Here is a 26,010-nt window from a genome sequence, read left to right as displayed (position 1 = left end):
TGTCCGGCGGAAAAAGCACAAAAAAAGCCTTTCATCCACAAAGAGGGACGAAAGACAAACGGTTCCGCGGTACCACCCACATTCGGCATAGTGCTATGCCGCACTTTTTTCGGATACAAAAAATATCCTATCCCTGTAACGGAGGAAGTCCGTCGGCGCCTACTGGAAGTTGCGTTTCAGCGCCGCAGCTCAAGAGGGAACTTCATTGTGCCGGCGTCTGCGTCCGTTTCCAGTCATGCCGGACACTCCCTGAAAGCCGCACTTGGAACAATTACTTTCCTCTGTCATCACTTTGTGCAATATTTATACCTATTATATCGCCGATGGCGCAGCTTGTCAATGCCCGTTTTGTTACGGTTGTGTTGCAGTCATATTCAGGACAGGCCGGGCATAGAGTAGGACAGGTGATGCAAATGGAAGTAAAACAGGACGGAGTATTTTTGCAGGCGATTGGCTGTCTGCCCCCGCCGCGCGCGGCGGAACTGGCGTGGCTGGACGGACAGCGTCAGATTGAAGAGGTTCGCTTGCGTGTGGGAAGGCCGCCGGCCGTACGCACAGCGGACGGCGAGCGGGAAACGGGTTTTGCCCCGGTAACCGCACAGGAGCTGCGGGAAACGCTCAGCCGAGCGGCGCGATATTCGGTACATAGCTATGCGGAAAGCCTGCGGCACGGGTTTGTGACGATTGGCGGCGGTCATCGGCTGGGACTGTGCGGCACGGTGGCCGAGGAAAACGGGCAGGTGATCGGAGTGCGCGGATTGTCGTCGGTCAATTTGCGTGTGGCGCGGCAGATGACAGAGGTGGACGAGATTATCCGGCCGTGGATCGGCACGGAAAGACCGCAGAGCGTTCTGCTGCTGTCGCCGCCCGGCTTTGGCAAGACAACGCTGCTGCGTGAGTGGGTGCGGCTGGTATCGGACGCGGGGCATGCGGTCGCGGTGGCGGACGAGCGCGGAGAGATTGCCGCTTTGTCGGACGGTGCGCCACAGTTTGTGGTGGGCAGGTGCACGGATGTGCTGGAAAACTGCGCAAAACAGCAGGCGGCGCTTATGCTGCTCAAGACCATGTCGCCCGAGCTGATTGCCTTTGATGAAATCACCGCGCCCGAAGATGTGGAGGCGGTTTCTCTGTGCGCGCACTGCGGTACGGCGGTACTGGCCAGCGCGCATGCGGCGGATGTGGACGATTTGTGCCGAAGGCCGCTATATCGTGCGCTGATAGAGCTGCATGTATTCGAGCGCGCGGTGGTCATCACGCGGGAAGAGGGAAAACGACGCTATCGAATGGAAAAAATGGAGGGAAACCTATGCTAAAGCTGATGGGTTCGGTGATGATATTCGGCGCCTGTGCAGCACTGGGGCTTTCTGCCCGGCAGGGGCTGCGGCGGCGCGTCACGGCAGCGGACGCGATGCTGCTGGCGCTTCATCTGATGAGCGGAGAGATTTCCGGCCGCCGCACGCCGGTGCCCGAGATCGTCGGCCAGCTGGCCGAGAGTGAAAACAGGATCATCCGAACGGTGTTCGCCTATTTGCGGCGGCGCCTGCGGGAGGAAAACGGGCTGTCGCTGGGGTATCTGTGGCGTTCATCGCTGCGGGACTGCCGGGATCAGGTCGGACTGGGACAGCCCGAGTGCGAAATCCTGTCCGAAGCGGCGGCATGGCTCGGTCGGTATGACGCTGCTGAACAGGTCGCGGGTCTGGAGCAGATCGCGCGGCGTCTTGCAGCGGCGCGCGATACCGCGGCGGGAGAACTGCAAAACAAGGGAAATCTGTACCGCACCTGCGGCATTGCGCTGGGGATTCTGGTGGTATTGGTGCTGATCTGAGGACGGAGGAGCATATGGACGTTGATCTGATTTTCCGTATTGCGGCGGTCGGTATTCTGGTGGCGGTGCTCGGACAGCTGCTGACGCGGTCGGGACGGGAGGAACAGGCACTGATGACCACGCTGGCGGGGCTCATCGTCGTGCTGATGCTGATTGTGCAGGAGATCAGCCAGCTGTTTTCGATGATGAAAAGCGTGTTCGGGTTTTGAACAGCCTGGTTGCGGCCTGCGGGCTGGTGCTGCTGGTGCTGGTGCTGTCGATGACGCTCAAAAAGGATGCGCCCGCAATCGCGTTCCTGCTGACGCTGACGGCGGGCGTGCTTATCCTGCTGCGGGCCTTTGCACTGGTGGGGGGCACGATGCAGCGGTTTTCCAGTCTGCTGGCGCAGGGCGGTATTACGCAAAGCCTGTATCTGCCGGTGCTCAAAACAGTCGGTGTGGCGGTTGTGGTGCGCATCATGAGCGCGCTGTGCCGGGACAGCGGACAGTCCGCGCTTGCGACAAAACTCGAAATCATGGGCGCGATTCTGGCGCTTTCCATGTGTCTGCCGCTGCTGGAGCAGGTGCTGGAGCTGGTGACGGACTGGACGATATGAAAGGGAACGGACAATGAAAAAGGTGTTTGCAGTGCTGCTCGTGCTTCTGGCATGCATCACGGCGGCGGCCGCGGCAGAGGGAGAGGGCGCGGCGCAAGGGGATACCCTGCTTGGGGCCGTGCCGGGGGAGCAGCGCGCGTATCTGGATGGCATTGACATAGACACAGCGGACGAGCTGGGGGTTTCGTTTGCCCGTCTGCTGGAGAATACGGCGCAGGACAGCCGCAGCGCGCTCAAAAACGCGCTGAGCGGACTGGTGCGGGTGGCGATTGTGGTGGTGCTGACCGCTGCCGGACGCGGTTTTTCTGCGGCGGCGGGCGGAGCGGCGGATGCGTGGATTGACATGGCCGGTACGCTGGGATGCGCGGCGGTGCTGCTGCAGGATTTTACCGGTGTGCTCGCGCTGTGCCGCGAAACGCTATCGGAAATCAGTCTGTTTTCCAGCACGCTGCAGCCGGTGCTGGCAACCGTTCTGTCGGCAGGCGGGAACGCCGCGACGGCAACCGCTTTGCAGGTGGCGACGATGGTGGTGTTTGATTTGGTCATCCGGTTGATAAATGTGCTGCTGGTGCCTGCGGCATGCGCGTATTTGGCGGTTGTCGCGGTGGATGCGGCGACGGGCAATGGCATGCTGCACGGCATCGCGGACGGCATCAAAGGATTGACCTCGGGCGCGCTCAAGCTGATTTTGACCCTATTTACCGCCTATCTGACGATTGCGGGCGGGGTGTCGGGCAACGTGGACAGGATGGCGCTTAAGACAGCAAAATTTGCGGTTTCGGGTGCGGTGCCGGTGGTTGGCGGCGTGATTTCGGACGCGACCGAGACCGTCCTTTCGGGCGCGGCGCTGCTGCGCAGCTCGATAGGTGTATTCGGCATGCTGTGCGTGACGGCGATTTGTCTGATTCCGTTTCTGCGTGTGGGCGCAAGCTACCTGTGCTACAAGGCGGGCGCGGCGGTACTTTCTCCGCTTTGCTCGAACAGCCTGCGGCAGATGCTGGAGGGGGTGAGCACGGGCTTCGGTCTGCTGCTTGGTATGCTGAGCACCTGCTGCCTGATTCTGTATTTGGAGCTGGTTTATGTGGTTGCGATGGTGAAGCCGATATGAGTGAATTGTTTCATACCATTCTGCTGCGCGTGACGCTGGCGGGTGTGGCGTCTGCGGTGGCGCTGCGCGTGGTGGAAGGCGGCGCGCTGCGTGAGATTGTCAAGCTGGCGGCAGGGCTGCTGATGCTGCTGGCGCTGCTCCAGCCGCTGGCAGGGCTGCGCCTGACGGGCTGGGATGGCATGCGGGACGGGGCGTTTGCGGGCATTGATGTGGATGCGATACAGGAACAAAACGCGCAGACGACGATGAGCACGGTCGCGGCCAGTATTGCGGATGCGCTGGAGAGCAGCGCGCAGGCCAAAGGCTTTGACTGTACGGTACATATAACCATGGAGAATGACGAAAATGGTATTTTGCAGGTGGGGCGGGTAACGGTGTATTACCAAATCGAGGACGCGGCGCGGCTGGATGAGCTGAAAACGCTGGTGACTGAGGGCTGCGGCGTGGATGCGGACAGACAGGAGTGGGTGGCGCAATGAAAGAACAATGGAAGGAGTGGCTGCGCGCGGCGCAGCGAAAGATTGTGCCGCTTGCGGTCAAATACCGCGCGGTGCTGATTGTGCTGCTGGCGGGTGTGCTGCTGCTTGCCTCAGGCGGGCGCGGTGCGCAGCAGACGGCGGCATCGACGGATGTGACGGAGGAGAAAACCGCGTTTAACCTTGCCGCATTTGAGCAGACACTGTGCGATAAGCTGGCGGCGGTGGACGGCGTGGGGCGCGTTGAGCTGATGCTGTCGCTCGAGCAGAGCGGCGAAGCGGTTTACGCGGTCAACACCCGTCAGACAACCGGCATGGACAGCAGCCAAAGCTACGAAAGCGACTTGACCATTCTCAGCGACGGCAGTTACGGAGAAAAACCCGTAACAGTGAAAAACCTGCTGCCAACGTTTCGTGGCGCGGTTGTTTTGTGCGACGGCGCGGACAATGCACAGGTGCGTCTGGCGGTGACGCAGGCGGTCGGTACGGTGTGCGGCATCGGGACGGACAAAGTTACGGTTCTGAAAATGTCCGATGCTTCATAAAACATAGTAATCAAATACAGGAGGGCGAGCAGTGATGAAAAAAATCAAGAAACGCGGCGCGGTATACGGTGTGATCGCGCTGCTGCTATGCGCGGCGGTTTACTTAAACTGGAGTTATGTCGATGCGCCGGAGGAGCTGCTGGTGGCCGGACAGACCGGCGCGGATACAACAGGGGCGGATACCGGGGCGGCGGCAGGCACGGAAGGGGAGGATTATTTCGCGACCTCTCGTCTGACACGCGAGCAGGCGCGGGATGAGGCAGTGAGCACGCTGCGCGAACTGAGCGAGAGCGAGGACGCGGATCAGGCCGCGAAGGACGAAGCGGCCGCGCAGATTTCCGCACTGGCGGATGATTCGGTTGCCGAGGCAAACATCGAAAGCCTGATTCGCGCCAAAGGGTATACGGATGCGGTTGTGATGATTGGAGACAGCAGCGTCAACGTCGTGGTTGCGCCGCCGGACGGCGGATTGCAGGCAACCGATGTGACGGTCATCAAGGATATCGTGGTCAGTGAAACCGGCATGACCGCGGGGCAGGTCAAGATAGTGGAAGCGGAATAAGCCGTCAGACGCGTATTTTTGCTTTGCATTTTGTCAAAACTGTGCTATAATCCGTTTAAAGGAGAGTGAGCACTATGGCGGATCACAAGGAGTATTGGTCGACCGAGAGCGATCAGGGTTCCATTCGGATTTCCGAGGACGTTGTCGCATCCATCGCGGCGCTGGCCACTTCGGAAACCGCAGGCGTGAGTGGGTTATATTCCACCTTGACCAGTGACATCGTTGGATTTTTGAGTAAAAAGAACCTTTCCAAGGGCGTCCGCATTGAAATTGGCGAGGAAGGAACGGTCAAAATCGAGATCGGCTTTCTTGCACTGTTCGGCCACAACATCTGCGAGGTGGCAAAGCAGGTGCAGGAGAATGTGCGGTCCTCGGTCGAATCCATGACCGGCCTGAAGGTCACCGAGGTCAATGTGCACGTCGGCGGCGTGACCTTCACACCCGCGCCGGCAGTCGAGGAACAGCCTGCGGAGCAGGAATAAGGACGGTATCAAAACGGCAGGCGCGTCGCCCTGCCGTTTTCTTTATGTCCCGGCGCCCCTTTTGGGGAATAGCACCTTGCAACTTTGGCGAAAATAGGATAAAATAAGGCGTAACCGAAAAATGGGAGGAAACTGCCGCCGTGAGTGTGATGAGCAGAACGAAAGCAAGAGAAATTGCGCTGCACCTGATTTTTGAAATGGGGTTCCAGCAGTTTGAGGACGAAAATTTGGAAGAGCGGCTGGACGAGTCCATTATGGCCTCAATCAGCGGCGATATTGCGCTGTATGCAGGCAAACTGTCCGAGGCGCAGACCGAGTACATCCGCGCGGTGGTAAAGGGCGTGGCCGCGCGTCAGCAGGAACTGGATGAGACGATTGCAGCCTACTCCAAGGGCTGGAAAATCAGCCGCATGTCGCGCATGACCGTGGCAGTGCTGCGCCTTGCTGTTTATGAGATGCGCTATGTGGAGGATGTGCCGGTGGGTGCGGCAATCAACGAAGCGGTTGCGCTTGCCAAGGTATACGACACGGACGAGGCCGCGGCGTTCATCAACGGGGTGCTCGGCGCGGTGGCGCGCGCGGCGCAGCCTGATGCAGCTCCGGCAGCTGATACTGCGGCGGCGTCGGCGGAGAAAACCGATGCCTGAGCGCTTTCTGGGGATTGATACCTCGAATTACCGCACGTCCGCGGCGGTGTTTGACGCTGAAAGCGGTGTGTGGCACAATGAGGGCAGCCTGCTGACGGTACCGGAGGGCGCAATCGGTCTGCGCCAGTCGGATGCGCTGTTTCAGCATACCGTGCATCTGCATGAGAAAATTGAGGCCCTGCCGCAGGGCGAGGTGCGCGCCATCGGCGTGAGCACCCGCCCGCGCGCGGTCGAGGGCTCGTATATGCCCTGCTTTTTGGCGGGTCAGAGCGTCGCGCGCAGCGCGGCGCATTTGCTATCTGTGCCACTTTTTACGGTATCGCACCAGCAGGGGCATATCGCGGCGGCGGCGCTCTCCGCCGGGCGGCTGGGTCTGCTGGACGAGCCGTTTCTCGCATGGCATTTGTCGGGTGGGACGAGTGAATTGCTACATGTGACGCCGGGTACAGACGGCCTGCCGGATTGCACCTGCATCGGCGGCACGACCGACCTTGCGGCGGGACAGCTCATCGATCGTGCGGGTGCGCTGCTGGGGCTGCCGTTTCCGTCGGGTGCGGCGCTGGATGCGCTGGCGATGGACGCAGAGCCGGAGAAAGGCTATCGCCCCAAAGTGATGGACTGTCGGTTTTCGCTCTCCGGTATGCAGAATCAAGTGGAAAACAAGCACAAGACAGCGCAGGCGGCGCAGATGGCACGGTTTACGCTCGAAACCGTGGCCAATGCGGTCGTCAAAGCGACCGAGCAGGCGCTTTTGCAATATGACTGCCCGGTTTTGTGCGCGGGCGGCGTGATGGCAAGCCGTGTGCTGCGCGCGCGCATGCAGCAGGCATTTGGGGAGCGGGTTTGGTTTGCCGAGCCGGTGCTGTCGGGTGATAATGCGGTCGGCGTGGCGGTGCTTGCCGCGCGGCTTTATGAAAGGAACAAAACGTGAGTACGATTTATTCGGTCACACAACTCAATAATGAAATTAAGGAACTGCTCGACACCGTGCCGGGCTACCGCAATCTGCTGGTGCAGGGCGAGATCTCCAACTACAAGGCGCACTCTTCCGGGCATCACTATATGAGCCTCAAGGACGAGGGTGCGTCCACCAACGCGGTGATGTTCCGCTCGGACGCGATGCGTCTGAAATTCCGTCTGGAAAACGGCATGAAGGTCATCGTGCGGGCGCGCGTCAGCTCGTTCCCGCGCACGGGGCAGGTGCAGCTGTATATTTCCGAGGTAATTCCGGACGGCGCGGGCGCTTTAAACCTTGCCTTTGAGCAGCTGAAGAAAAAATTGCAGGCCGAAGGCTTGTTTGACCCGATGTACAAAAAGCCCATTCCGCGTATGCCGCGCAAAATTGCGCTCGTTACCTCACCGACCGGCGCGGCGGTGCGCGATATGATTCGTATTCTGGGCCGTCGCTGGCCGATGGCCGCGGTCACGCTCTATCCCGCGCAGGTGCAGGGACAGGGCGCGTCGGAAAGCATCGCGCGGGCGATCGGTCTTGCCAATGCGATTGGCGAGGCGGATGTCATCCTGTGCGGACGCGGCGGCGGGTCGATGGAGGACCTCTGGGCGTTTAACGAGGAGGCGGTCGCACGGGCGATTTTCGCGTCCGAAATTCCGGTGATCTCGGCGGTCGGCCATGAGCCGGATGTGACCATCGCGGATTTTGTTGCCGATTTGCGCGCGCCCACGCCGTCAGGCGCGGCTGAGCTTGCTGTGCCCGACCGCGCGGAATATGCGCTGAGCCTGCGCGCGCTGGACACACGGCTGCACGCGGCGGCGCACAAGCAAATCCAGCACAAGCAGCGCATGTTGGATGGCTTGCATCAACGGTTGGAGGTACGAAACCCCATTCGGTATATTGAGGAAAAACGCGTGATGCTCGACCGAATGGCTGACCGATTGCTTGCGGCATTCCCGGCGTATCTCGCGCGCGAAGAGCAGAAGCTAACGCTGCTGCGCCGCCGTTTGCTCGCGGCGGGACGGGACGGCGTGCAGCGCCGCCGTTTGCGGTTTGCAAGGACGGTGGCTACGCTGGACGCAATCAGTCCGCTGCGCGTGTTGGCGCGCGGCTATGCGGTGGCGAATAAAGGCGTGCGCGGCGCGGTCATCACGGATGCGTCGGTGCTGAAAACAGGGGATATGCTGCATATCCGATTTGCCAAAGGCGCGGCAAGGTGCCGCGTGACCGATATCGAGGAGGAACAGAACGATGGCGGAAAAGACATTTGAAAGCCAGATGGAGCGGCTCGAGGAAATCGTCCGTCTGTTGGAAAAAGGCGAAGCGCCGCTCGGCGACAGCATTAAGCTGTTCGAGGAGGGCACCAAGCTGTCCGCAGCGCTGGGCAAGATGCTGGACAAGGCTGAGCAAAAAGTCACGGTCATGCAGGAAAACGTGCAGGGTGAGCTGGCTGAGCAGCCGTTTGACGCGGAGGAGGCAGGAAAATGACGTTTGCAGAGCGGCTGGAAGCGGATATTGCGGTCATTGAGCCTGCGCTTGAAAAGTACCTGTCCCGCGAAACGGGAGAAGGGTACGACCGCATCTTCGAGGCCGCGAAATATTCGGCGATGGCGGGCGGCAAGCGTTTGCGTCCGGTGATTGTGCTGGCGTTCTGCCGCTTGTGCGGCGGGGATGCGCAAAAGGCGCTGCCGTTTGCGTGTGCGCTCGAGATGATTCACACCTATTCGCTTATCCACGATGACCTTCCGTGCATGGACAACGATGATTTGCGCCGCGGATGTCCGACCTGCCATAAGGCATTTGACGAGGCGACCGCCGTACTCGCGGGCGACGGGCTGCTGACCGCTGCATTTGAGACTGCGGCCGCAGCAGAGGGACTGCCGCCTGAGACTGTGCTTGCCTGCATCCGGATTTTGGGACAGGCGGCAGGCATGAACGGCATGATTGGCGGGCAGGTGCTTGATATGGGCGCGGAGCACCGGAAGATTTCTCTGGACGAGCTGCAACTGCTGCAAAGCCTCAAGACCGGCTGCCTGCTGCGTGCGGCATGTGAGCTTGGCTGCGTTGCGGCGGGCAAAAACGATGCGCAGACGCTTGAAATGGCGCGCACTTTCGGGGACAAGCTCGGCCTTGCGTTCCAGATCCGGGATGATATGCTGGATATCGAAGGCGATACCGCGACGCTCGGTAAAACGGTCGGTAAGGACGAAAAGAGTGAAAAATCCACCTTTCCGTCGCTGCTTGGTATGGAGGAGTGCCGCCGTCTGGTCGCCACGCTGACTGACGAGGCGGTGCAGGCAGTATCCGGACGGCCGGAGAGCGCCTTTCTTGTTGAATTGGCGCGCAGTTTAACCAATCGTACGAATTAAACGCGGTTTTTTGCATGGTTTTCTTGAATCTGACGGATTCATGTGATAGAATAACAAATAAGTGACGTAGTATCCTAGTCAGCGCATACGATTCCCAGGACGGGCCTAAAAATCCGTAGAAGGGCATATCGATGAAGTCTCTGGTGTTTGCTTCTTACGCCCAGTTTGGGGTGGATGCTGGAGGTTAAGGCTTGCGGGCGCGCTTCAATGGCATGAAGTACCGACCCTCTCGCCGTGGAGACCTGTATGCGTGGGGCACCTATAGCATCGTTTCGATTGACGGATGCCTTACGGTACAGGATGAAACCTGTATTGCGGTGCGGCGGGGGCTGCGCGGCATACGCCGGTCGTTGTGGCCGGAGGCCCGCGCGGCGCCCAAAACGCTGTGTGCAGTGTAGCCTGCCTTGCGTGGCCATGGTGGATATCGTATCCGCCCGCGGTTTCCCGGCCAGGAACGCCGCGGGAATTGACGGTTGAAACCATGTCTGCAAAAGAGGCTAAGAATCGTGTTGCCTGTAGTGGAAATCACCTAGGCTATTCAGCAATGAGGCAGGCAGAGGATTGCAGTGCGGACTCAGTGGCAATTCGGTCCCGGTGATGGTAACATCCCGGCACGGACTTTAATGGGAAACCCCCACGACGGCGACGCGTGGCAGTCCGCGGGGAAAGCCAACCGAACCTCAAGCCGCAAGATTAACTCAGCCTGCCGTCACTTCTATTTTGACGAAACAACCGTAAGGTTTTGTAATAAGGAGTATTTTTTTGGAAGCATCCGATAAACCGAGAAAAAAGAACCAGCCGCCGCAAAAGCCGCGGCTGATTAACACCAAATGGGTGGCCACCATCATGCCGGTCAGCTTTGTGCTGTCGGTTGTGATGAGTTATATGTCCAATGAAGCGCTCAACAGCGCGGGTACAATTTTATCCTTTGTGGTGCTGTTTTTCTTCATTGCATTGGGCATAGTATTTGATATGATCGGCATTGCCGCCGCCTCCGCGACCGAAAAGGAATTTCATTCCATGGCGGCGCACCGGGTGCGCGGCGCGAAGGAAGCGGTGTGGATGACCCGCAACGCGGAAAAGGTGTCAAGTATCTGCAACGACGTGGTCGGCGATATCTGCGGCATCATTTCCGGTGCAACAGGCGCGCTGATTGTCGCCAATATCACAGCCGGGATGAACGGCGTGAAGGTGGTGCTGGTGTCGCTTTTGGTGACCGGTTTGATTTCCGCGATGACAATCGGCGGCAAAGCGGCTGGTAAAGGCGTGGCGATTGCGTTCAGCAGCCGGGTGCTGGCTATTTGCGGACGATTGCTGTCCGTGCTGCCGCTTTCACTGGACGGCAAGAGATAGAAGAATGCTTCCTTGGTGGGAATGATGTTATGAAGAGATACGGGATTTTGGACACGATCACAAGCCCAGCGGACCTGCGCGGGTTGTCATATGACACCTTGGGGGTGCTGTGCGCCTCTTTGCGCGAGTTTATCGTCGACTCGGTTTCGCGCACAGGCGGCCATCTGGCCTCCAATCTGGGCGTGGTGGAGTTGGCTGTTGCGCTTGAGAGGGAGTTTGACTCCTCGCGTGACCGCATTATCTATGACGTGGGACACCAAAGTTATGTCCATAAAATTTTAACCGGCCGCCGTGACCGCTTTGATACATTGCGACAGTACGGCGGTCTTTCCGGTTTTATGAAGCCGGAGGAAAGCATTACCGACCCTTGTGTGACCGGGCATGCTTCGGATTCGGTTTCGGTCGCGCTGGGTATGGCGCATGCGCGCACGCTGAAAAATCAGAAATACCATGTGGTAGCCGTTATCGGCGACGGCGCGCTGACCGGCGGCATGGCTTATGAGGCGCTCAGCAACGCAGGCACATCAGGGGAACCGCTTTTGGTGGTACTCAACGACAACAACATGTCGATTGCAAAGAATGTCGGCGGACTGAGCCGGCATTTGTCGCGTCTGCGCGTCAGTCCGCGCTATCTGCATACCAAGGCTCGCGTTAAGGAGCGTTTGGCACGGATTCCGGGAGGCGGCGCGGTATCGCGCGGCATTTCTCGCATGAAAGCGCGTATGAAAGGGCTGTTGCTGCCGACCTCTTTGTTTGAACAAATGGGGTTTATCTACCTCGGGCCGGTGGATGGACACGACCTGAAAAGTGTTTGCGAGCTGCTTGCGCAGGCAAAGAAAATCAAAAAACCGGTTTTGCTGCATGTGATGACACAAAAGGGCCGGGGATATGCGCCCAGCGAGCGTGAGCCGGAAAAATATCACGGTGTTTCACCGTTTGACCCACTGACCAATGTGTTTAAAACGGCGAAAAAAGAGGATTTTTCCGCCTGCTTCGGGCGTGAACTGTGCGCTTTTGCGGAAAAAGATGCGCGTATCTGCGCGATTACAGCGGCGATGCCGTCCGGTACAGGACTGACGCGCTTTGCCTCTTGCTTTCCCGACCGATTTTTTGACGTGGGCATCGCAGAGGAGCATGCGGTGGCTATGGCCGCGGGCATGGCGGCGCAGGGACTGGTGCCGGTGGTGGCGATATACTCCACATTCTTACAGCGCGCCTATGACCAGCTTGTGCACGATGTGGCGATTGAAGGACTGCATGTGGTGTTCTGCGTGGACCGCGCAGGCATTGTCGGCGCGGATGGCGCAACACATAACGGCGTGCTGGACGTGGCGTTTTTGCGTTCGGTGCCGGGGGTAAAGATATTCTGCCCGTCGAATTTTGCTGAACTGCGCAGTATGATGTCGCACGCGCTCTATCATGAGAGCGGGCCGGTGGCCATCCGCTATCCGCGCGGCGGCGAAGGCGTGTTCCGAAAGAATACCGCGGATGAGACGATTGCCTGCGTGCGGGAGGCGGCCGGTCATACGGTGACCCTGCTGACCCATGGCATTATGGTCAATGAAGCAATTGCCGCAGCGGACATTCTGGAGAACAAGGGCATACACGCGCAGATATACAAAGTCAATGCAATCGGCAACGCGCTGGCGGATGCGTTCCATGAGCGGGAGCAAGAACTGTCCGGTTGGTGCGTGGTGGTCGAGGATGTGGTGGAAAGCGGCAGTCTGGGCGAGTGGGTTGCCGCCCATCGGGGCGGTCGGGTAGACCGGCTGAATACCGGCGACCGATTCCTACCGCATGGCGGCGTAGACGAGCTACATCGACATTGTGGTATTGACGCGGAAGGAATTGCTTCGTTTGTTATCAAAAACCGAAAGGGAAAGGAAAACAACCTTGGCTAAAAAACGTTTGGATGTATTGCTTTTTGAAAAGGGATTGTGTCCTTCGCGGGAGCGTGCAAAAACCGCGATTATGGAAGGCATTGTCTATATTGCTGGGCAGAAGGCAGGCAAAGCGGGCGATATGGTGGATGAAAACGCCGAGCTGGAAGTGCGCGGCAATGAAAACGCCTTTGTCTCCCGCGGCGGCAAGAAGATAGAAAAGGCGCTCGATTATTTTTCAATCGACCCGGCAGGGCTGGTCGTAATGGATGTAGGCGCGTCCACTGGCGGCTTTACCGATTGCCTGCTGCGGCGCGGTGCGGTCAAGGTCTATTCCATTGACGTGGGATACGGGCAGCTTGCATGGAGTCTGCGGCAGGATGCGCGCGTCAAGTGTATGGAGCGCACCAATATCCGCTATGTGACCCCGGATATGCTGGAGGAAACGCCGTCTCTATGCGTCATTGACGTGTCGTTTATCTCGCTGCGGTTGGTGCTTCCGGTGGTTTCCGGTCTGCTCACCGAGGACGGTCGTGTGGCGTGTTTGATTAAGCCGCAGTTTGAAGCAGGAAAAGGCAAGGTCGGCAAAAAAGGCGTGGTGCGCGAGCCGGAAATCCATCTGGAGGTGCTCGAGCAGTTCGTGGAAAACGCGCACACGGCAGGCTTTGCCGTGCAGGATATCACGTTTTCGCCCATCAAGGGGCCGGAAGGGAACATCGAGTTTTTGGGCTACTTATGGAAGCAGGGCGAGGACAGTGTGCCCGACCTGCGTGAGGTTGTGCGACAGGCACATGAAGAATTGGATGGCTGAGACAGAAATGAAGCGCTTTTTTATCTATCCCAACATGCGCAAAGAGGGCGCATACGCTGTGCTGCCGCAGGTCTGTGATCAGCTGCAGCGAGAGGGCGTCCGCCTGATGTTGCCCATGCAGCTGCGGTCGGCGGCACTCGACCTAAGCGGTGTAGACTATATGGATACCGGTGCGGCGGTGCAGTTTGCTGATTTGGCGGTCGTGCTGGGCGGCGACGGAACCATGCTGCGTCTGGCGCGCGCGGCGGCGCAGCAAGAACTGCCCATGCTCGGCATCAATGTCGGACATGTCGGCTTCATGACCGAACTGGAACCGGGGGAGCTGGGCGAGATGGAAAAACTTTTCCTCGGCGATTACTCGATTGACAGCCGTATGATGCTGCATGTGGCCGTATATCGTCAGGGGAGAGCGGTGTATGAAAACGATGCGCTCAACGATATCGTGCTGGCAAAGGGCACGGCGTTCCGTGTGGTACGCGTGCGGATTTCGGCGGATGATGAGGATGTGACGCACTTTAACGGAGACGGTTTGATTGTCGCCACGCCCACAGGGTCGACCGCTTACGGTTTGTCCGCGGGCGGCCCGGTGATTGAGCCAAGTGCGGAAAATCTGGCTGTCATTCCGATTTGCGCGCATGCGCTTGCGGCAAAGGCGTTCGTTTTTGCGCCGGAGCGGCGCATCGCGCTTTCCGCCGCCTGCGAGGGCGGCAGTGAGGTCTTTCTTTCTGCGGACGGCGGACAGGGCTTTGCCATCCGACCGGACGATCGGGTGGAGATCACGCGCTCACCGCTGCGTACCCGTCTGGTTCGGCTCAAAGGAATCAGCTTCTATAAGATTTTGCAGAAAAAGCTCTGACAGGGGGCGCAAATATGAAGTTTCAAAGACAGGCGAAGATACTCGAGCTGATTGATCGGTTTGAGATAGAGACGCAGGAGGAGCTGACCGATCACCTGCGGGCGTTTGGCTACAATACGACACAGGCCACGGTTTCGCGTGATATCAAGGAGCTGCGGCTGATTAAGTCGCTTTCCACCGAAACCGGCAAATATAAATACACGGCGGCGACCGGCGGCGCAGCAGACAGCTTTACCACTCGTCTGCGCAACATCTTTCGCGAATGTGTCACTGAGATTTCCGCTGCGCAGAACATGGTGGTCATCAAAACACTGCCCGGACTGGGACAGGCGGCTGCGATGGCGATTGATGCCATGCGAGCCTCGGATGTAGTCGGCACGCTCGGCGGAGATGACACGGTGTTTGCGGTTATGCGCGACAACGAGAGCGCGGCGCGTTTTTGCCAGCAGGCACAGGACATTTTAAAATAAGCAGAGGAGGAAGCGGCGATGCTGCAATTACTCCATATTGAAAATATTGCGGTCATTGAACGCGCGGACATCGAGCTGGAAAATGGGCTCACCATGCTGTCCGGCGAAACCGGCGCAGGTAAATCGATTGTAATTGACTCGATTGGCGCAATTCTCGGCAAGCGGGTCAGCCGCGACTTGGTGCGCGCGGGTGCGCAAAAAGGCTTTGTCAGCGCGGTGTTCACCGACCTTTCGGCGGGGCTGGTCAGCCTGCTCGACGAGCTGGCGCTCACGGGCGACGAGCCGGATACGCTGCATTTGCAGCGGCAGATCACAGCGGACGGCAAAAGCACCTGTCGGGTAAATATGAAGCCGGTGTCGGCTGCTGTACTGCGGCAGCTTGCGCCCTATCTGATTGATATTCACGGCCAGAACGACGGTCAGAAGCTGCTGGATGAGCAGTATCATATTGATTATCTGGACGGATATGCGGGACTGGACGCGCTGCTGGCGCAGTACCGGCCCAAATATCAGGCGCTGCTTGCGCTGCGGCGGGAGATCACTGCGCTCGAGACCGGCGAACAGGAGCGCTTGCAGCGCATCGACATGCTCTCTTTCCACAAGGAGGAGATCGAGCAGGCGGCGCTGCAGCCCGACGAGGATGAAACGCTTGCCCAGCGCAAGGCGTATTTTGACCATGCGGGAAAGATTGCCGGCGCGCTGGAGCAGGTGCGCCTTGCGCTGAGCGGAGATGATGAGGTCGGCGGCGCGTGCGCACTGCTTGATCAGGCCGCGGCGGCGCTGGCCGGGCTGCATGAGGTATCCGAGGCGTTTGATGCCATGGCGGAACAGGCAGAGGAGGTGCGCCTGCTCGCGGCCGACCTGCGGGACAGCGTCATAAGCCGCAGCGATAATTTGGATTTTTCTCCGGCTGAGCGAGAATGGGTGGAGCAGCGGCTCGACCTGATTTATCGGCTCAAGCAGAAATACGGCGGGACACTCGAAGAGATTGCCGCTTACCATGAGCGAATCACATCAGAACTGGAGACGCTTGCCGATTCGGACAATCGACGGGAGGCGCTGCGTGAGCAATACCGCGCAGAGCTGACCGAGGCGAAACGGCTGGCCGGACAGATTTCGGAGAAACGACGGACAGCGGCCGCCCGCTTGGAAAAGCAAATCGTGCGGGAGTTGTCCGAGCTGGATATGGACAAGGTTAAAATGCGCGTGGCGGTGCATACGGGTGCAAAGCTGGCGGCGCATGGCTTTGACACGGTGACGTTTGAAATCTCGGTCAACCCCGGCGAGCCGGAAAAACCGCTATCCAAGGTCGCCTCCGGCGGTGAACTGAGCCGCATCATGCTGGCGCTCAAAAACGTCTTGACGGCGGGCGAGGATGTTGGTATGCTGATTTTTGACGAGATAGATACCGGCGTTTCTGGCCATGCCGCGCAGCAGATTGCGCGCAAGCTGTCCGCGATAGCAAAGAAAAAACAGACGCTGTGCGTCACGCATCTGCCGCAGATTGCGGCGATGGGCGACCATCATCTGCGTATTTCCAAATCCGTGCGCGATGGGCGCAGCTATACCGCCGTTCGGCCGATGGATCGGGCGCAGCGCGTGGACGAGATTGCGCGGCTGCTGTCCGGTGAACAGATTTCGGATGCGGCGCGCCGGAATGCCGAAGAGCTGCTGGAAATGGCAGGGCAGGAGGACTGAGGCATGGTTATCATCGACGAGCGGTATAAGGAACGCGCCCCGTAAGCGTGTGCGCGGAGTAAACGGATGAACGAAACGAAATAAATGCGGGAGAAAAACAGATGACACTTTACGAAGAACTCAAAGCGCGCGGGCTGATCGCGCAGGTGACCAACGAGGAAGAAATCAGCGAAATGATAAACAATGGCAAAGCCACCTTCTACATTGGCTTTGACCCGACGGCAGATAGCCTGCATGTCGGCCACTTTATGGCGCTGTGCCTGATGAAGCGCCTGCAAATGGCGGGCAACAAGCCGATTGCGCTCATCGGCGGCGGTACGGGTATGGTCGGCGACCCCTCCGGCCGCACGGACATGCGTTCCATGATGACGGTCGAGACCATCCAGCATAATTGCGACTGCTTTAAAAAGCAGATGGAGCGCTTTATCGACTTTGGCGAAGGCAAGGCCATGATGCTCAATAACGCCGACTGGCTGATGAAGCTCAACTACATCGAGCTGCTGCGTGAGGTTGGCGCATGCTTCTCTGTCAATAACATGCTGCGCGCGGAATGCTACAAGCAGCGCATGGAGAAGGGGCTGAGCTTCCTCGAATTTAACTATATGATTATGCAGTCGTACGACTTCTACTACATGTTCCAGCACTACGGCTGCAACATGCAGTTCGGTGGCAACGACCAGTGGAGCAACATGCTCGGCGGCACCGAGCTTATCCGGCGTAAGCTTGGCAAGGACGCGCACGCCATGACCATCACGCTGCTGCTTAACTCCGAGGGCAAGAAGATGGGCAAGACCGCGGCGGGTGCAGTATGGCTCGACCCGAACAAGACCTCGCCTTATGACTTTTTCCAGTACTGGCGCAACGTGGATGACGCGGATGTGCTCAAGTGCATCCGTATGCTGACCTTCCTGCCGCTCGAGCAAATCGAGGAAATGGACAAGTGGGAAGGCGCGCAGCTGAACAAGGCAAAGGAAATCCTCGCCTATGAACTGACCGCACTGGTACATGGCAAGGAAGAGGCGGACAAGGCGATGGAAGCCGCCAAAAGTATTTTTGTCGGCGGCGGCGCGAGTGAAAACATGCCCACAACAACGCTGACCGATGCGGATTTTGCCGATGGTCAGATTGGTGTGCTGACGCTGCTGGTCAAGTGCGGCCTTGCCGCCTCGAACGGTGAGGCGCGCAAGCTCGTGCAGGGCGGCGGTGTGTCCATCGACGGTGAGAAGATTGCCGACTTCAAGACGATGCTTGACAAGGACTTTTTTGCGCAGGAGCGCATGGTCAAAAAGGGCAAAAAGACCTTCCACAAGGTTGTGTTGGGTTAAACCGAACCGGAATAAAAAGGCGCTGCGGCTGGAATGGCCGCAGCGCCTTGCTGTTTGTATGACGGGGGATATGTCAGAAAGCGGCGAAAGGCGGCCTTGCGCATTGTTTCTTGGTGTATTATAATGGTACATGATTTTTTGTGATGAGGAGCACGATATGAAGCGACTTTTTGCAGTATTTTTGCTGCTTTTTGGATTGACAGGCTGTGCGGGCCGACAGCCAAGCTACACGACGGATTTTTTTGCGATGGATACCTTTATGTCGGTTTCCGTGTATGGCAGCGATGAGGACAGCGCACAGCAGGCTGCTGTAGCTTGTGAGCAGGAGGTCAATGCACTGGAGCCTGCATTATCCCGCACGCGGGAGGACAGTGACCTGTATCGCTTGAATCACGCCAACGGCGCGGTGTGTGCGGTAAGCGAGGATACGTATGCGGCCATTGAAGCGGCGGTGCAGTATGCTGCGTTGACCGGAGGTGCGTTTGACCCGACCATGGCGACGCTGACCGATTTATGGGGTATCAATACAGAAAATGCGCATGTGCCGGCGCAGGCGGAAATTGACGAGGCGCTGTCCCATGTGGGCTATGAGAACATCAAACTGCTGGGAGACAATCAGGTACAGCTGCTGGGTGGCGCGCAGCTTGATTTGGGCGGCATTGGCAAGGGCTTTGCAACCGACGCTGTTTTCGCATTGCTCACGCAGCAACCGGAGGGTGCGGCAACCGGCGCGCTGGTGCAGCTGGGCGGCAACATCGGCGCGTTCGGGCAGAACCCGGCACGCAACAGCGGAAACTGGGTGGTCGGTGTTGCCGATCCGGACAACAATGCCGAGTTTGTGGCAACAGCCGAGGTGCGGGATGCTTCGGTTGTCACTTCGGGCGACTATGAACGCTATTTTGAGCAGGACGGCAAGCGATATCATCATATTTTTGACCCTGAGACCGGTTATCCGGCGGATACCGGCCTGCGCAGCGTGACGGTGATAGACGAAAACTCCACCCGTGCGGATGCGCTGACGACCGCGTTGTTTGTCATGGGGCTGGACGATGGACTGGCGTTCTGCGCGGAAAACAACATCGCAGCGGTGTTTATTACTGCGGATAAGCAGATTTATACCACAGATGCGGTCGCTTCGGTCTGCACCTATACCTTCCTCGGAGCGGAAAAGGGGTACACGGATGCGCAGTAGGCTCAAATGGGGCGACTTTGTCATCATCGGTATTGTGCTACTGCTGGCAGCGGCGCTGACCGCAGCGCTTGCCGCAGGTACGCGGGGTGACCAGCTGTATGCTGAGGTCTGGCAGAATAATCAGCTGGTCGAGCGCGTCGCACTGACCGATGATACCGACCGCACCATTGACTTGGACGGGCATAATATGATTGTGCTGTCCGGTAAAAGCGCGTGCATGGAGACGGCGGACTGCCGCGACCAGGTTTGTGTGCGCACCGGCGTACTGACACGGGCGGGGCAGGTTGCGGTTTGCCTGCCCAACCGCGTTGTATTGAAAATTGTCGGGGAAACGAGCGAAATCGACGCAATTGTATCATAACGGAAAGGGCGTGAGACGATGAAAGCGAAAAGACTGACGCTTTGCGGTATGCTGACCGCGCTGGCAGTCGTGCTGTCGCTCGTCGAGCGGCTGTTTCCGCTGGATGCGGTTGTTCCGGTGCCGGGGGTCAAGCTCGGTCTTGCCAACGTGGTGACCCTGTTCGTGCTTACGCGGCTGTCTGTGCGGGATGCGCTGGCGGTGCTTCTGTGCCGCGTGGCTCTGTCCAGTCTTCTCATGGGCAGCGTGACCGCATTTTTGTTTTCACTGTTCGGCGGTCTGCTGTCGCTGGCGGCCATGTGGCTGCTGCTGCGCGTGGAGGGACGGTTCTGTTCGCTTTTGGGGGTGAGCGTTGCGGGCGCAGCAGCGCACAACATCGGACAAATCCTCGCGGCTGTTATCTGGATGCAAACCGGCGCGGTGGTAACGTATCTGCCGTTTCTGCTGGTGATGAGTGTGCCGCTTGGGCTTGTGACCGGACTGACCTGCTCGGTTGTATTATCGCATATGCAAAAAATTGATTTTAACGTATAAAAAATCGAAACACCTCCTATACTAACGGCAAATACACAAGGAGGAAATGCAATGAAAAGGCTTATCGCTTTGCTTGCCGCGCTGACGATGGTGTTTGCCTGCGGCTGCTCCAACACGACGGACGAAACCAACCAGAACGGCACGGACAATAACGTGACCGAGGACAAGAACAATGACGGCGTGGTCGATAACGGCAATACCGTCGGGGATGACATTCAAAACGGTATGGACAATATGGGTGATGCCGTGGAAAATGGCATGGATAATGCCGGAAATGCAATTGATAACGGCATGGACAAAGTCGGCGATGCAGTGACCGGCAACGATAAGGGAACGACAACCGGTACGGCGGATACCGGCGCGGACACCAATCCCAAAACAATCAATCCGTAAGGGAGCGGGGCTTGCGAAAAGCGGCATGGCAAATGCGCCATGCCGCTTTGCCTTTATCGCGCGCAGCTATGCCAAAAACGACGCGCGCGGAAGCCGTCGATTGATGCGCTTTATGCCTTGCACCGTGCGGTGCGCTGTGATAAAATATTCCTATCATGGGCGGAAATGCCCATCAAGGAAGTTGGAGTGAAAAAAATGGATGATAACCGTTTGGCGGAACTGCTGTTCCCGCATATCAATACCACGCCGGAGGAAATCGAGGCGCGCTATCCTAAGCGCATGCTGCCGGAGGGCGCAAAGGTCACTCGCATGGGGCCGAGTCCGACGGGTTTTATGCATTTGGGCAACCTGTACGGCGCGCTGGTGGACGAGCGTTTGGCGCATCAGTCGGACGGCGTGTTCTATCTTCGTATCGAGGATACGGACAAAAAGCGTGAGGTCGAGGGCGGTGTACGCACCATTATCGAGGTGTTCCGTGCATTCGGCCTGAACTTTGACGAGGGCGCAACGCTTGAGGGCGACAACGGCGCATACGGCCCGTATCGTCAGAGTCAGCGCGCGGAAATTTACCAGACCTTTGTCAAAAGTCTGGTGCAGCGCGGCATGGCCTATCCCTGCTTCTGCACCGAGGAGGAGCTCGCCGCGGCGCATGCCCAGCAGGAGGCCAACAAGGAGAATTTCGGCTATTACGGCAAATATGCCGTCTGGCGTGACCGCCCGATGGAGGATATCGAGGCGGAACTTGCCAAGGGTACGCCTTATGTTGTGCGCTTCCGCTCGGAGGGCAGCATTGAGAATAAGATTCGGCACGAGGACTTGGTCAAGGGCAAGATGGAGGTCACCGAGAACGATCAGGATATCGTCATCCTCAAGTCGGACGGTATTCCGACCTATCACTTCGCGCATGTGGTGGACGACCATCTGATGGGTACGACGGTAGTCGTGCGCGGTGAGGAGTGGCTGGCGACCCTGCCGGTACATTTGCAGCTGTTCCGTGCGATGGGCTGGAAGGCCCCTAAGTACGCACACACCGCGCAGCTGATGAAAATTGACCCGGAAACCGGCGGCAAGCGCAAGCTGTCCAAGCGTAAGGACCCTGAGCTTGCGCTGACCTTCTATGAGCAGGAGGGCTATCCGGTGCCGGCGGTGCTCGAGTATTTGATGACACTCTTGAACTCCAACTTTGAGGAGTGGCGGCGCGCCAATCCGGATTTGCCGATGAACGATTTCCCGTTCTCGACCAAGAAGATGAGCGGCTCGGGCGCGCTGTTTGACATTGAGAAGCTGCATGACGTTTCCAAGAACGTCATTTCGCGGATGTCGGCCGACACGGTGTATGATTATATCGCAGCGTGGAGCGCGGAGAACGACAAGCCGTTCCACGACCTGATTACGCGCGACCCGGCCTTCTCTAAGGCATATCTCGCCATCGGCCGCGGCGGCAAGAAGCCGCGCAAGGATTTGGCACTCTGGTCGGATGCAAAGGGCTACATGGACTTTATGTTCGATGAGCTGTTCGAGCCGGACTATACCATGCCGGAGCGTGTGTCAGCGGAGGATGCCAGGGCGATTCTTGCGGATTTTGCGAAGATGTTTGATGAAAACGATACGCCGGACGGCTTCTTTGAAAAGATGAAGCAGATTGCGTCTGATCACGGCTATGCTGCGGATACCAAGGCATACAAGGCTGACCCGTCCGCTTACAAGGGCGCGGTAGGAGATGTGTCCATGGTGGTTCGCGTGGCGGTTGCCGGACGGCAGAACGCGCCTGATTTGCAGACGGTCATGGGTATTCTGGGCCGCGACAAGGTGCTGGAGCGTTTGGAACGCTGCGTTAAGACGCTTTAATTCGGCTTTTGGGGGAAAAACACTATGATGGAAAATGTAAATAACTTTCTGACCGAAATCATTGATGAGGATATTGCGGCGGGACTGAACGAGCGCATCCATACCCGTTTCCCGCCCGAGCCGAACGGCTATCTGCACATCGGTTCGGCCAAGGCAATCTTTATCAACTGGTCGATTGGCAAAAAGTATAACGGCCTGTTTAACCTGCGCTACGATGACACCAATCCGGTCAAGGAGGACACCGAGTATGTCGACTCCATCTGGGAGGATATCAAGTGGCTGACCGGGGAGGAGCCGTCTGGCGGTGTGTTCTACGGTTCGGATTATTTTGAAACCTGCTATGAGTGTGCAGTTGCGCTTATCAAGGACGGTAAGGCCTATGTGGACGACCTGACACAGGAGGAAATGCGCGCCTATCGCGGCACGCTGACCGAGCCGGGCAAGGAAAGCCCATATCGGGGGCGTTCGGTAGAGGAGAATTTGCAGCTGTTCGCAGATATGCGTGCAGGCAAGTTCGAGGACGGCTCCAAGACCTTGCGCGCCAAAATCGATATGGCAAGCCCGAACATGAATTTGCGTGACCCCGCGATTTACCGTATCGTGCGCGCGCATCATCATCGTCAGGGCGACAAGTGGTGCATTTATCCCTTGTATGACTTTGCGCATCCGATTCAGGATGCCATCGAGGGCATCACACATTCGTTGTGCTCGATTGAATTTGAAAACCACCGTCCGCTGTACGAGTGGGTCGTGGATAACTGTCCGCTGCCGCATCATCCCAAGCAGCGCGAATTTGCGCGTCTGAACGTGACGCACACGGTTATGTCCAAGCGTTACCTGCGTCAGCTGGTGTTTGAGAACCACGTCGAGGGTTGGGATGACCCGCGCATGCCCACGCTGTGCGCGCTGCGCCGTCGTGGTTACACGCCCAGCGCGATTCTGGATTTTGTGCAGCGTGCAGGCGTTGCCAAGGCGGATTCCCTGGTGGATATCAAGCTGCTTGAGCATTGTATCCGTGAGGAGCTCAATGAGACTGCGCTGCGCCGCATGGCGGTCACCGAGCCGGTCAAGCTGGTCATCACCAATTATCCCGAGGACAAGTGCGAGGAATTCGAGGTGCCCAACAATCCGCGCGACGAAGCGGCTGGCACACGAAAAGTACCGTTTACACGCGAGTTGTATATCGAAAAGAGCGACTTTGCCGAGGTTCCGCCTCCGAAGTTCCAGCGCCTTAAGCCGGAGGGTGAGGTGCGCCTGATGGGCGCCTATATCGTCCGCTGCAACGAGATTGTCAAGGACGAAAACGGAGAAATCGTGGAGATTCGCTGCACGGCCGATCTGGAAACCGGCAACGGCATGCCCGCAGACGGCCGCAAGGTCAAAGGAACGATTCACTGGGTGTCCGCCGCACATGCGCTGGATGCAGACCTGTATCTGTACGACAATCTGTTCACGCTGGAAAATGTAAACGATGTGCCGGAGGGAACGGATTATCTGGATTATCTCAATCCGGAATCGCTCAAGAAGCTGACCGGCTGCAAGCTGGAGCCGTCGCTGGCTGATGCCAAGGTGGGCGAACGCTTCCAGTTCGTCCGTATGGGCTACTATGTCAAGGATAGGGAAGATGGTCGATTCAACCGTATCGTCACGCTCAAGGACAGCTTTGCCAAGACACTGCAAAAGTAATGTGTTCTTCAAATAAGAGAAAGCCGCAGATGGAAAATCTGCGGCTTTTTGCTGTTTCAGTGGATGTCATTGCGGTCCATAAGTAAGTAGAATAGCGGGTGGATGGAGGATAGCGGACTGCGGCAGGCTATTTCTCATCCGTGAGAAGAAAGCCTTTCTCATGGAGTCCGTTTATCACACGGTCGAGCGTAGGCTCATCCGGCGCACGCAGCGTGTGCAGATGGATGCCGCCGGTCAGGTCACATAAAGGACGTACCGCAGTCTTTTTCAGCTTTTCGCAAAGCATATCGGCGTCATATCGGGAAAAAATATGCAGCGGAGCGCAGATCTGCCCATAAACTGAGTGTTCGACTGTAACATCAAGCAGTGCGCCGCCCAGATCAACTACGGTATACAGCTCTTCCAGCAGACGGTCATCGCCATGCCGACACACAACACGCCGCTCCGTATGGATAGGGGGAACGACGGCGGTCTCTAAAATATAGCCGCGTGGTGTGGCTAACACAGAAAGGCCGCCAGCGCGCAGCAGTGCAACATCTCCGACGATGATTTGCCGGCTTACACCGCATTGCGCGGCCAATGTGGTAGCGGAAAGTGGCTTTTGGCTCTGTGTGAGCAGATGGGTGATTTTGATGCGCCGTTCAGCAGCGTTCATGATGCAGTCACTCCTTAGCATACCTATCATAGCAAAAGAAAAAGGACTATGCAAGCATAGTCCTTGAAATCGTTTCTATCAGCCCAGCAGATAGATGTTTGCATACTGCACGCCAAGCTCATATGCGCGGTCATGCGAAGAAACAAAAACGTCAATCTTGTTATTCTTGATGACTCCGCCAGTATCCTCCGCAATGAATTCGCCGTAGCCTTCGATATAAATGCGGCTGCCCAGCGGGATAACATCGGGATCTACAGCAATTGTGCGGCCTTCCGTCGGCGTTGTACCGGAAGCGGTCTTCGCACCGGCAACACCGTTGCAGAGCTCACAGGGGCAATAGAAGGTCAGCTTGTAGTTGCCCAGTGCCGTCGAATTGTTCTTAACGGCATCGGTTGCGAGAAGAGAGGAAGAGTAGGCAACCGTCTTAGCGGACACCGGAGCGGTCAGCAGGTTGTCGCTCGAGGACTGCTGCGCCTGTGACGAAGAACTGGTGGTGTTCGAGGTAGCCTGCTGTGCAGTCTCTGCTTTTGCTGCCGTCTCAGCCTCAGCCTTAGCTGCTTCCGCCTTGGCCGCTGCTTCTGCTTTGGCGGCGGCTTCCGCCTTAGCCTTGGCCGCGGCTTCCGCCTTGGCCTTGGAAAGTGCCTGCTCGGCAGTGTTGATCTGGTCGGAGGTCAGAACCGTACCGACGGATGAATTCAGATTGGAAGAGAGCAGTGCAACCGGCTGATCAAGCGCTGCAGCGCTGATGGAAGCCATTGTGCCAACCGCCAGTGTCGCAGCAATCAGTTTGGATGCATGCTTTCGCAAAGAAAAGAACATGTGTTACACTCCTAAATCGTCGTGAAAACCCGCGGAAACGCGGTATCGGCAAAAGCCGATTTGTTTTCTGGCTGTTACTGATTTGTTGTCGATCTGTTTCTGATCTGTAACCTATGATACTTTACAATTGCGTATTTGTCAAACAGTTTTTTTTATTTTTGTTCAAATCGTACAATTGCTTGACTTTTTAAATACAATATCTGTATAGTTAAATAAAAAATATGGTCAATTTTTAGAATCCCAAATGGGTTTGTGCATAAGGTATGATTATAAAATGACATTTTTCGATAGCAGGTGGGGAAGCGCGAAAAATATTGGATCGTGTAGAGCAAAGGAGTGGGGAACCGCCTGCATTTAGGGATAAGTGAATGATTGCTTGCGAATACTATTATATAATAAGTATGTATAGGATGTCCAGAGCGAATCAAATGGCCTGCTCGTCTCTCCTGCGCCTGTAAAATGTAGGTTTGTCAAACATATTGGACAGAGAACTCTAAAGGAGAAAGCCAACCCAGAGGCCTCATGGGAAAGTTATTGGAGCAGCGGTTATGGACAGCAAGCTGCTTTGTGA

General features: G+C 57.5%; 30 protein-coding genes and 1 other annotated feature. Of the genes, 28 read left to right on the top strand and 2 right to left on the bottom strand.

Going from position 1 to position 26,010, the window contains the following annotated elements; translation table 11 throughout:
* Positions 1-40 precede the first annotated feature (40 nt).
* Positions 41-297 (bottom strand) — a binding site (T-box leader).
* A gap of 116 nt (positions 298-413) precedes the next feature.
* The 28 genes from ACTQ3V_RS10495 to ACTQ3V_RS10360 all read left to right on the top strand — a co-directional run bounded on the left by ACTQ3V_RS10495 (position 414) and on the right by ACTQ3V_RS10360 (position 23,965).
* On the top strand, positions 414-1,313 hold the full coding sequence (locus tag ACTQ3V_RS10495) for an AAA ATPase domain-containing protein (protein WP_441467460.1): 900 nt from the start codon (positions 414-416) through the stop codon (positions 1,311-1,313).
* The gene (locus tag ACTQ3V_RS10490; protein ID WP_441467459.1) at positions 1,307-1,825 is read left to right on the top strand and encodes a stage III sporulation protein AB; all 519 of its coding nucleotides are present in this window, start codon (positions 1,307-1,309) and stop codon (positions 1,823-1,825) included. Before ACTQ3V_RS10495 ends, ACTQ3V_RS10490 begins: the two co-directional genes overlap by 7 nt.
* Before the next feature lie 14 nt (positions 1,826-1,839).
* The gene (gene spoIIIAC / locus ACTQ3V_RS10485; RefSeq protein ID WP_107631977.1) at positions 1,840-2,034 is read left to right on the top strand and encodes a stage III sporulation protein AC; all 195 of its coding nucleotides are present in this window, start codon (positions 1,840-1,842) and stop codon (positions 2,032-2,034) included.
* Positions 2,031-2,420, top strand: a complete 390-nt coding sequence (locus ACTQ3V_RS10480; protein ID WP_441467458.1) for a stage III sporulation AC/AD family protein — start codon at positions 2,031-2,033, stop codon at positions 2,418-2,420. Before spoIIIAC ends, ACTQ3V_RS10480 begins: the two co-directional genes overlap by 4 nt.
* Positions 2,421-2,433: 13 nt before the next feature.
* Positions 2,434-3,528: a stage III sporulation protein AE gene (locus ACTQ3V_RS10475; protein WP_441467457.1), complete on the top strand. Its 1,095-nt coding sequence runs from the start codon at positions 2,434-2,436 to the stop codon at positions 3,526-3,528.
* Positions 3,525-4,007 carry a hypothetical protein gene (locus ACTQ3V_RS10470; protein WP_441467456.1) on the top strand — a complete coding sequence of 161 codons (483 nt, stop codon included), beginning with the start codon at positions 3,525-3,527 and terminating at the stop codon, positions 4,005-4,007. Before ACTQ3V_RS10475 ends, ACTQ3V_RS10470 begins: the two co-directional genes overlap by 4 nt.
* Positions 4,004-4,549 carry a SpoIIIAG-related protein gene (locus tag ACTQ3V_RS10465; RefSeq protein ID WP_441467455.1) on the top strand — a complete coding sequence of 182 codons (546 nt, stop codon included), beginning with the start codon at positions 4,004-4,006 and terminating at the stop codon, positions 4,547-4,549. The genes ACTQ3V_RS10470 and ACTQ3V_RS10465 overlap by 4 nt, the downstream gene beginning before the upstream one ends.
* Before the next feature lie 34 nt (positions 4,550-4,583).
* A complete protein-coding gene (locus ACTQ3V_RS10460; protein ID WP_441467454.1) occupies positions 4,584-5,111 on the top strand; it encodes a SpoIIIAH-like family protein in 528 nt (175 codons plus the stop codon).
* A gap of 74 nt (positions 5,112-5,185) precedes the next feature.
* Positions 5,186-5,593: an Asp23/Gls24 family envelope stress response protein gene (locus ACTQ3V_RS10455; RefSeq protein WP_441467453.1), complete on the top strand. Its 408-nt coding sequence runs from the start codon at positions 5,186-5,188 to the stop codon at positions 5,591-5,593.
* A 149-nt stretch (positions 5,594-5,742) separates the two neighbouring features.
* A complete protein-coding gene (gene nusB, locus ACTQ3V_RS10450; protein ID WP_441467469.1) occupies positions 5,743-6,240 on the top strand; it encodes a transcription antitermination factor NusB in 498 nt (165 codons plus the stop codon).
* Positions 6,233-7,171, top strand: a complete 939-nt coding sequence (locus ACTQ3V_RS10445; RefSeq protein WP_441467452.1) for a tRNA (adenosine(37)-N6)-threonylcarbamoyltransferase complex transferase subunit TsaD — start codon at positions 6,233-6,235, stop codon at positions 7,169-7,171. The genes nusB and ACTQ3V_RS10445 overlap by 8 nt, the downstream gene beginning before the upstream one ends.
* Positions 7,168-8,463: an exodeoxyribonuclease VII large subunit gene (gene xseA / locus ACTQ3V_RS10440; protein WP_441467451.1), complete on the top strand. Its 1,296-nt coding sequence runs from the start codon at positions 7,168-7,170 to the stop codon at positions 8,461-8,463. Before ACTQ3V_RS10445 ends, xseA begins: the two co-directional genes overlap by 4 nt.
* On the top strand, positions 8,444-8,680 hold the full coding sequence (gene xseB, locus ACTQ3V_RS10435; RefSeq protein WP_441467450.1) for an exodeoxyribonuclease VII small subunit: 237 nt from the start codon (positions 8,444-8,446) through the stop codon (positions 8,678-8,680). Before xseA ends, xseB begins: the two co-directional genes overlap by 20 nt.
* Positions 8,677-9,561 carry a polyprenyl synthetase family protein gene (locus tag ACTQ3V_RS10430; RefSeq protein ID WP_441467449.1) on the top strand — a complete coding sequence of 295 codons (885 nt, stop codon included), beginning with the start codon at positions 8,677-8,679 and terminating at the stop codon, positions 9,559-9,561. The genes xseB and ACTQ3V_RS10430 overlap by 4 nt, the downstream gene beginning before the upstream one ends.
* A 191-nt stretch (positions 9,562-9,752) precedes the next feature.
* Positions 9,753-9,959: a hypothetical protein gene (locus ACTQ3V_RS10425; protein ID WP_441467448.1), complete on the top strand. Its 207-nt coding sequence runs from the start codon at positions 9,753-9,755 to the stop codon at positions 9,957-9,959.
* A gap of 364 nt (positions 9,960-10,323) precedes the next feature.
* Positions 10,324-10,914, top strand: coding sequence for a hypothetical protein (locus tag ACTQ3V_RS10420; RefSeq protein ID WP_441467447.1), 591 nt, complete (start codon positions 10,324-10,326; stop codon positions 10,912-10,914).
* 29 nt (positions 10,915-10,943) lie between these two features.
* On the top strand, positions 10,944-12,815 hold the full coding sequence (gene dxs / locus ACTQ3V_RS10415; RefSeq protein WP_441467446.1) for a 1-deoxy-D-xylulose-5-phosphate synthase: 1,872 nt from the start codon (positions 10,944-10,946) through the stop codon (positions 12,813-12,815).
* Entirely contained in the window at positions 12,808-13,605 is a 798-nt protein-coding gene (locus ACTQ3V_RS10410; protein WP_441467445.1) for a TlyA family RNA methyltransferase, read from the top strand. Before dxs ends, ACTQ3V_RS10410 begins: the two co-directional genes overlap by 8 nt.
* Positions 13,598-14,461: an NAD(+)/NADH kinase gene (locus ACTQ3V_RS10405; protein WP_441467444.1), complete on the top strand. Its 864-nt coding sequence runs from the start codon at positions 13,598-13,600 to the stop codon at positions 14,459-14,461. The genes ACTQ3V_RS10410 and ACTQ3V_RS10405 overlap by 8 nt, the downstream gene beginning before the upstream one ends.
* A 14-nt stretch (positions 14,462-14,475) precedes the next feature.
* Positions 14,476-14,931, top strand: coding sequence for an arginine repressor (locus ACTQ3V_RS10400; protein ID WP_441467443.1), 456 nt, complete (start codon positions 14,476-14,478; stop codon positions 14,929-14,931).
* 18 nt (positions 14,932-14,949) lie between these two features.
* The gene (recN, locus tag ACTQ3V_RS10395) at positions 14,950-16,629 is read left to right on the top strand and encodes a DNA repair protein RecN (RefSeq protein ID WP_441467442.1); all 1,680 of its coding nucleotides are present in this window, start codon (positions 14,950-14,952) and stop codon (positions 16,627-16,629) included.
* 101 nt (positions 16,630-16,730) lie between these two features.
* On the top strand, positions 16,731-17,954 hold the full coding sequence (gene tyrS / locus ACTQ3V_RS10390) for a tyrosine--tRNA ligase (protein WP_441467441.1): 1,224 nt from the start codon (positions 16,731-16,733) through the stop codon (positions 17,952-17,954).
* Between the two features lie 157 nt (positions 17,955-18,111).
* Positions 18,112-19,146: an FAD:protein FMN transferase gene (locus tag ACTQ3V_RS10385; protein WP_441467440.1), complete on the top strand. Its 1,035-nt coding sequence runs from the start codon at positions 18,112-18,114 to the stop codon at positions 19,144-19,146.
* A complete protein-coding gene (locus ACTQ3V_RS10380) occupies positions 19,136-19,507 on the top strand; it encodes a NusG domain II-containing protein (RefSeq protein ID WP_441467439.1) in 372 nt (123 codons plus the stop codon). The genes ACTQ3V_RS10385 and ACTQ3V_RS10380 overlap by 11 nt, the downstream gene beginning before the upstream one ends.
* A gap of 18 nt (positions 19,508-19,525) precedes the next feature.
* Positions 19,526-20,038 carry a Gx transporter family protein gene (locus tag ACTQ3V_RS10375; protein WP_441467438.1) on the top strand — a complete coding sequence of 171 codons (513 nt, stop codon included), beginning with the start codon at positions 19,526-19,528 and terminating at the stop codon, positions 20,036-20,038.
* Positions 20,039-20,089: 51 nt separating this feature from the next.
* Positions 20,090-20,431, top strand: coding sequence for a hypothetical protein (locus ACTQ3V_RS10370; protein WP_441467437.1), 342 nt, complete (start codon positions 20,090-20,092; stop codon positions 20,429-20,431).
* Between the two features lie 195 nt (positions 20,432-20,626).
* A complete protein-coding gene (gltX, locus tag ACTQ3V_RS10365; protein ID WP_441467436.1) occupies positions 20,627-22,279 on the top strand; it encodes a glutamate--tRNA ligase in 1,653 nt (550 codons plus the stop codon).
* A 27-nt stretch (positions 22,280-22,306) separates the two neighbouring features.
* Positions 22,307-23,965, top strand: coding sequence for a glutamine--tRNA ligase/YqeY domain fusion protein (locus ACTQ3V_RS10360; RefSeq protein WP_441467468.1), 1,659 nt, complete (start codon positions 22,307-22,309; stop codon positions 23,963-23,965).
* Between the two features lie 127 nt (positions 23,966-24,092).
* On the opposite strand, the gene ACTQ3V_RS10355 is transcribed toward ACTQ3V_RS10360, so the two are convergent.
* Both ACTQ3V_RS10355 and ACTQ3V_RS10350 read right to left on the bottom strand, forming a co-directional pair.
* Positions 24,093-24,620, bottom strand: coding sequence for a transcription repressor NadR (locus tag ACTQ3V_RS10355; RefSeq protein WP_441467435.1), 528 nt, complete (start codon positions 24,618-24,620; stop codon positions 24,093-24,095).
* 78 nt (positions 24,621-24,698) lie between these two features.
* Complete coding sequence (locus ACTQ3V_RS10350) at positions 24,699-25,439, bottom strand: 3D domain-containing protein (RefSeq protein WP_441467434.1); 741 nt, start codon at positions 25,437-25,439, stop codon at positions 24,699-24,701.
* Between the last annotated feature and the right edge of the window lie 571 nt (positions 25,440-26,010).

It is taken from the genome of Candidatus Agathobaculum pullicola (assembly GCF_052117205.1).
Classification (GTDB): domain Bacteria; phylum Bacillota; class Clostridia; order Oscillospirales; family Butyricicoccaceae; genus Agathobaculum; species Agathobaculum pullicola.
The sequence above is the reverse complement of the archived record's forward strand: the minus strand, read 5'-3'. Positions and strand labels throughout refer to the sequence as shown.

What these genes read in the sequence shown, in the direction of transcription:
- ACTQ3V_RS10495 (WP_441467460.1), top strand. Translation starts at nt 414, where the DNA reads ATGGAAGTAAAACAGGACGGAGTATTTTTGCAGGCGATTGGCTGTCTG.
- ACTQ3V_RS10490 (WP_441467459.1), top strand. Translation starts at nt 1,307, where the DNA reads ATGCTAAAGCTGATGGGTTCGGTGATGATATTCGGCGCCTGTGCAGCA.
- spoIIIAC (WP_107631977.1), top strand. Translation starts at nt 1,840, where the DNA reads ATGGACGTTGATCTGATTTTCCGTATTGCGGCGGTCGGTATTCTGGTG.
- ACTQ3V_RS10475 (WP_441467457.1), top strand. Translation starts at nt 2,434, where the DNA reads ATGAAAAAGGTGTTTGCAGTGCTGCTCGTGCTTCTGGCATGCATCACG.
- ACTQ3V_RS10470 (WP_441467456.1), top strand. Translation starts at nt 3,525, where the DNA reads ATGAGTGAATTGTTTCATACCATTCTGCTGCGCGTGACGCTGGCGGGT.
- ACTQ3V_RS10465 (WP_441467455.1), top strand. Translation starts at nt 4,004, where the DNA reads ATGAAAGAACAATGGAAGGAGTGGCTGCGCGCGGCGCAGCGAAAGATT.
- ACTQ3V_RS10460 (WP_441467454.1), top strand. Translation starts at nt 4,584, where the DNA reads ATGAAAAAAATCAAGAAACGCGGCGCGGTATACGGTGTGATCGCGCTG.
- ACTQ3V_RS10455 (WP_441467453.1), top strand. Translation starts at nt 5,186, where the DNA reads ATGGCGGATCACAAGGAGTATTGGTCGACCGAGAGCGATCAGGGTTCC.
- nusB (WP_441467469.1), top strand. Translation starts at nt 5,743, where the DNA reads ATGAGCAGAACGAAAGCAAGAGAAATTGCGCTGCACCTGATTTTTGAA.
- ACTQ3V_RS10445 (WP_441467452.1), top strand. Translation starts at nt 6,233, where the DNA reads ATGCCTGAGCGCTTTCTGGGGATTGATACCTCGAATTACCGCACGTCC.
- xseB (WP_441467450.1), top strand. Translation starts at nt 8,444, where the DNA reads ATGGCGGAAAAGACATTTGAAAGCCAGATGGAGCGGCTCGAGGAAATC.
- ACTQ3V_RS10430 (WP_441467449.1), top strand. Translation starts at nt 8,677, where the DNA reads ATGACGTTTGCAGAGCGGCTGGAAGCGGATATTGCGGTCATTGAGCCT.
- dxs (WP_441467446.1), top strand. Translation starts at nt 10,944, where the DNA reads ATGAAGAGATACGGGATTTTGGACACGATCACAAGCCCAGCGGACCTG.
- ACTQ3V_RS10405 (WP_441467444.1), top strand. Translation starts at nt 13,598, where the DNA reads ATGGCTGAGACAGAAATGAAGCGCTTTTTTATCTATCCCAACATGCGC.
- ACTQ3V_RS10400 (WP_441467443.1), top strand. Translation starts at nt 14,476, where the DNA reads ATGAAGTTTCAAAGACAGGCGAAGATACTCGAGCTGATTGATCGGTTT.
- recN (WP_441467442.1), top strand. Translation starts at nt 14,950, where the DNA reads ATGCTGCAATTACTCCATATTGAAAATATTGCGGTCATTGAACGCGCG.
- tyrS (WP_441467441.1), top strand. Translation starts at nt 16,731, where the DNA reads ATGACACTTTACGAAGAACTCAAAGCGCGCGGGCTGATCGCGCAGGTG.
- ACTQ3V_RS10385 (WP_441467440.1), top strand. Translation starts at nt 18,112, where the DNA reads ATGAAGCGACTTTTTGCAGTATTTTTGCTGCTTTTTGGATTGACAGGC.
- ACTQ3V_RS10380 (WP_441467439.1), top strand. Translation starts at nt 19,136, where the DNA reads ATGCGCAGTAGGCTCAAATGGGGCGACTTTGTCATCATCGGTATTGTG.
- ACTQ3V_RS10375 (WP_441467438.1), top strand. Translation starts at nt 19,526, where the DNA reads ATGAAAGCGAAAAGACTGACGCTTTGCGGTATGCTGACCGCGCTGGCA.
- ACTQ3V_RS10370 (WP_441467437.1), top strand. Translation starts at nt 20,090, where the DNA reads ATGAAAAGGCTTATCGCTTTGCTTGCCGCGCTGACGATGGTGTTTGCC.
- gltX (WP_441467436.1), top strand. Translation starts at nt 20,627, where the DNA reads ATGGATGATAACCGTTTGGCGGAACTGCTGTTCCCGCATATCAATACC.
- ACTQ3V_RS10360 (WP_441467468.1), top strand. Translation starts at nt 22,307, where the DNA reads ATGGAAAATGTAAATAACTTTCTGACCGAAATCATTGATGAGGATATT.
- ACTQ3V_RS10355 (WP_441467435.1), bottom strand. Translation starts at nt 24,620, where the DNA reads ATGAACGCTGCTGAACGGCGCATCAAAATCACCCATCTGCTCACACAG.
- ACTQ3V_RS10350 (WP_441467434.1), bottom strand. Translation starts at nt 25,439, where the DNA reads ATGTTCTTTTCTTTGCGAAAGCATGCATCCAAACTGATTGCTGCGACA.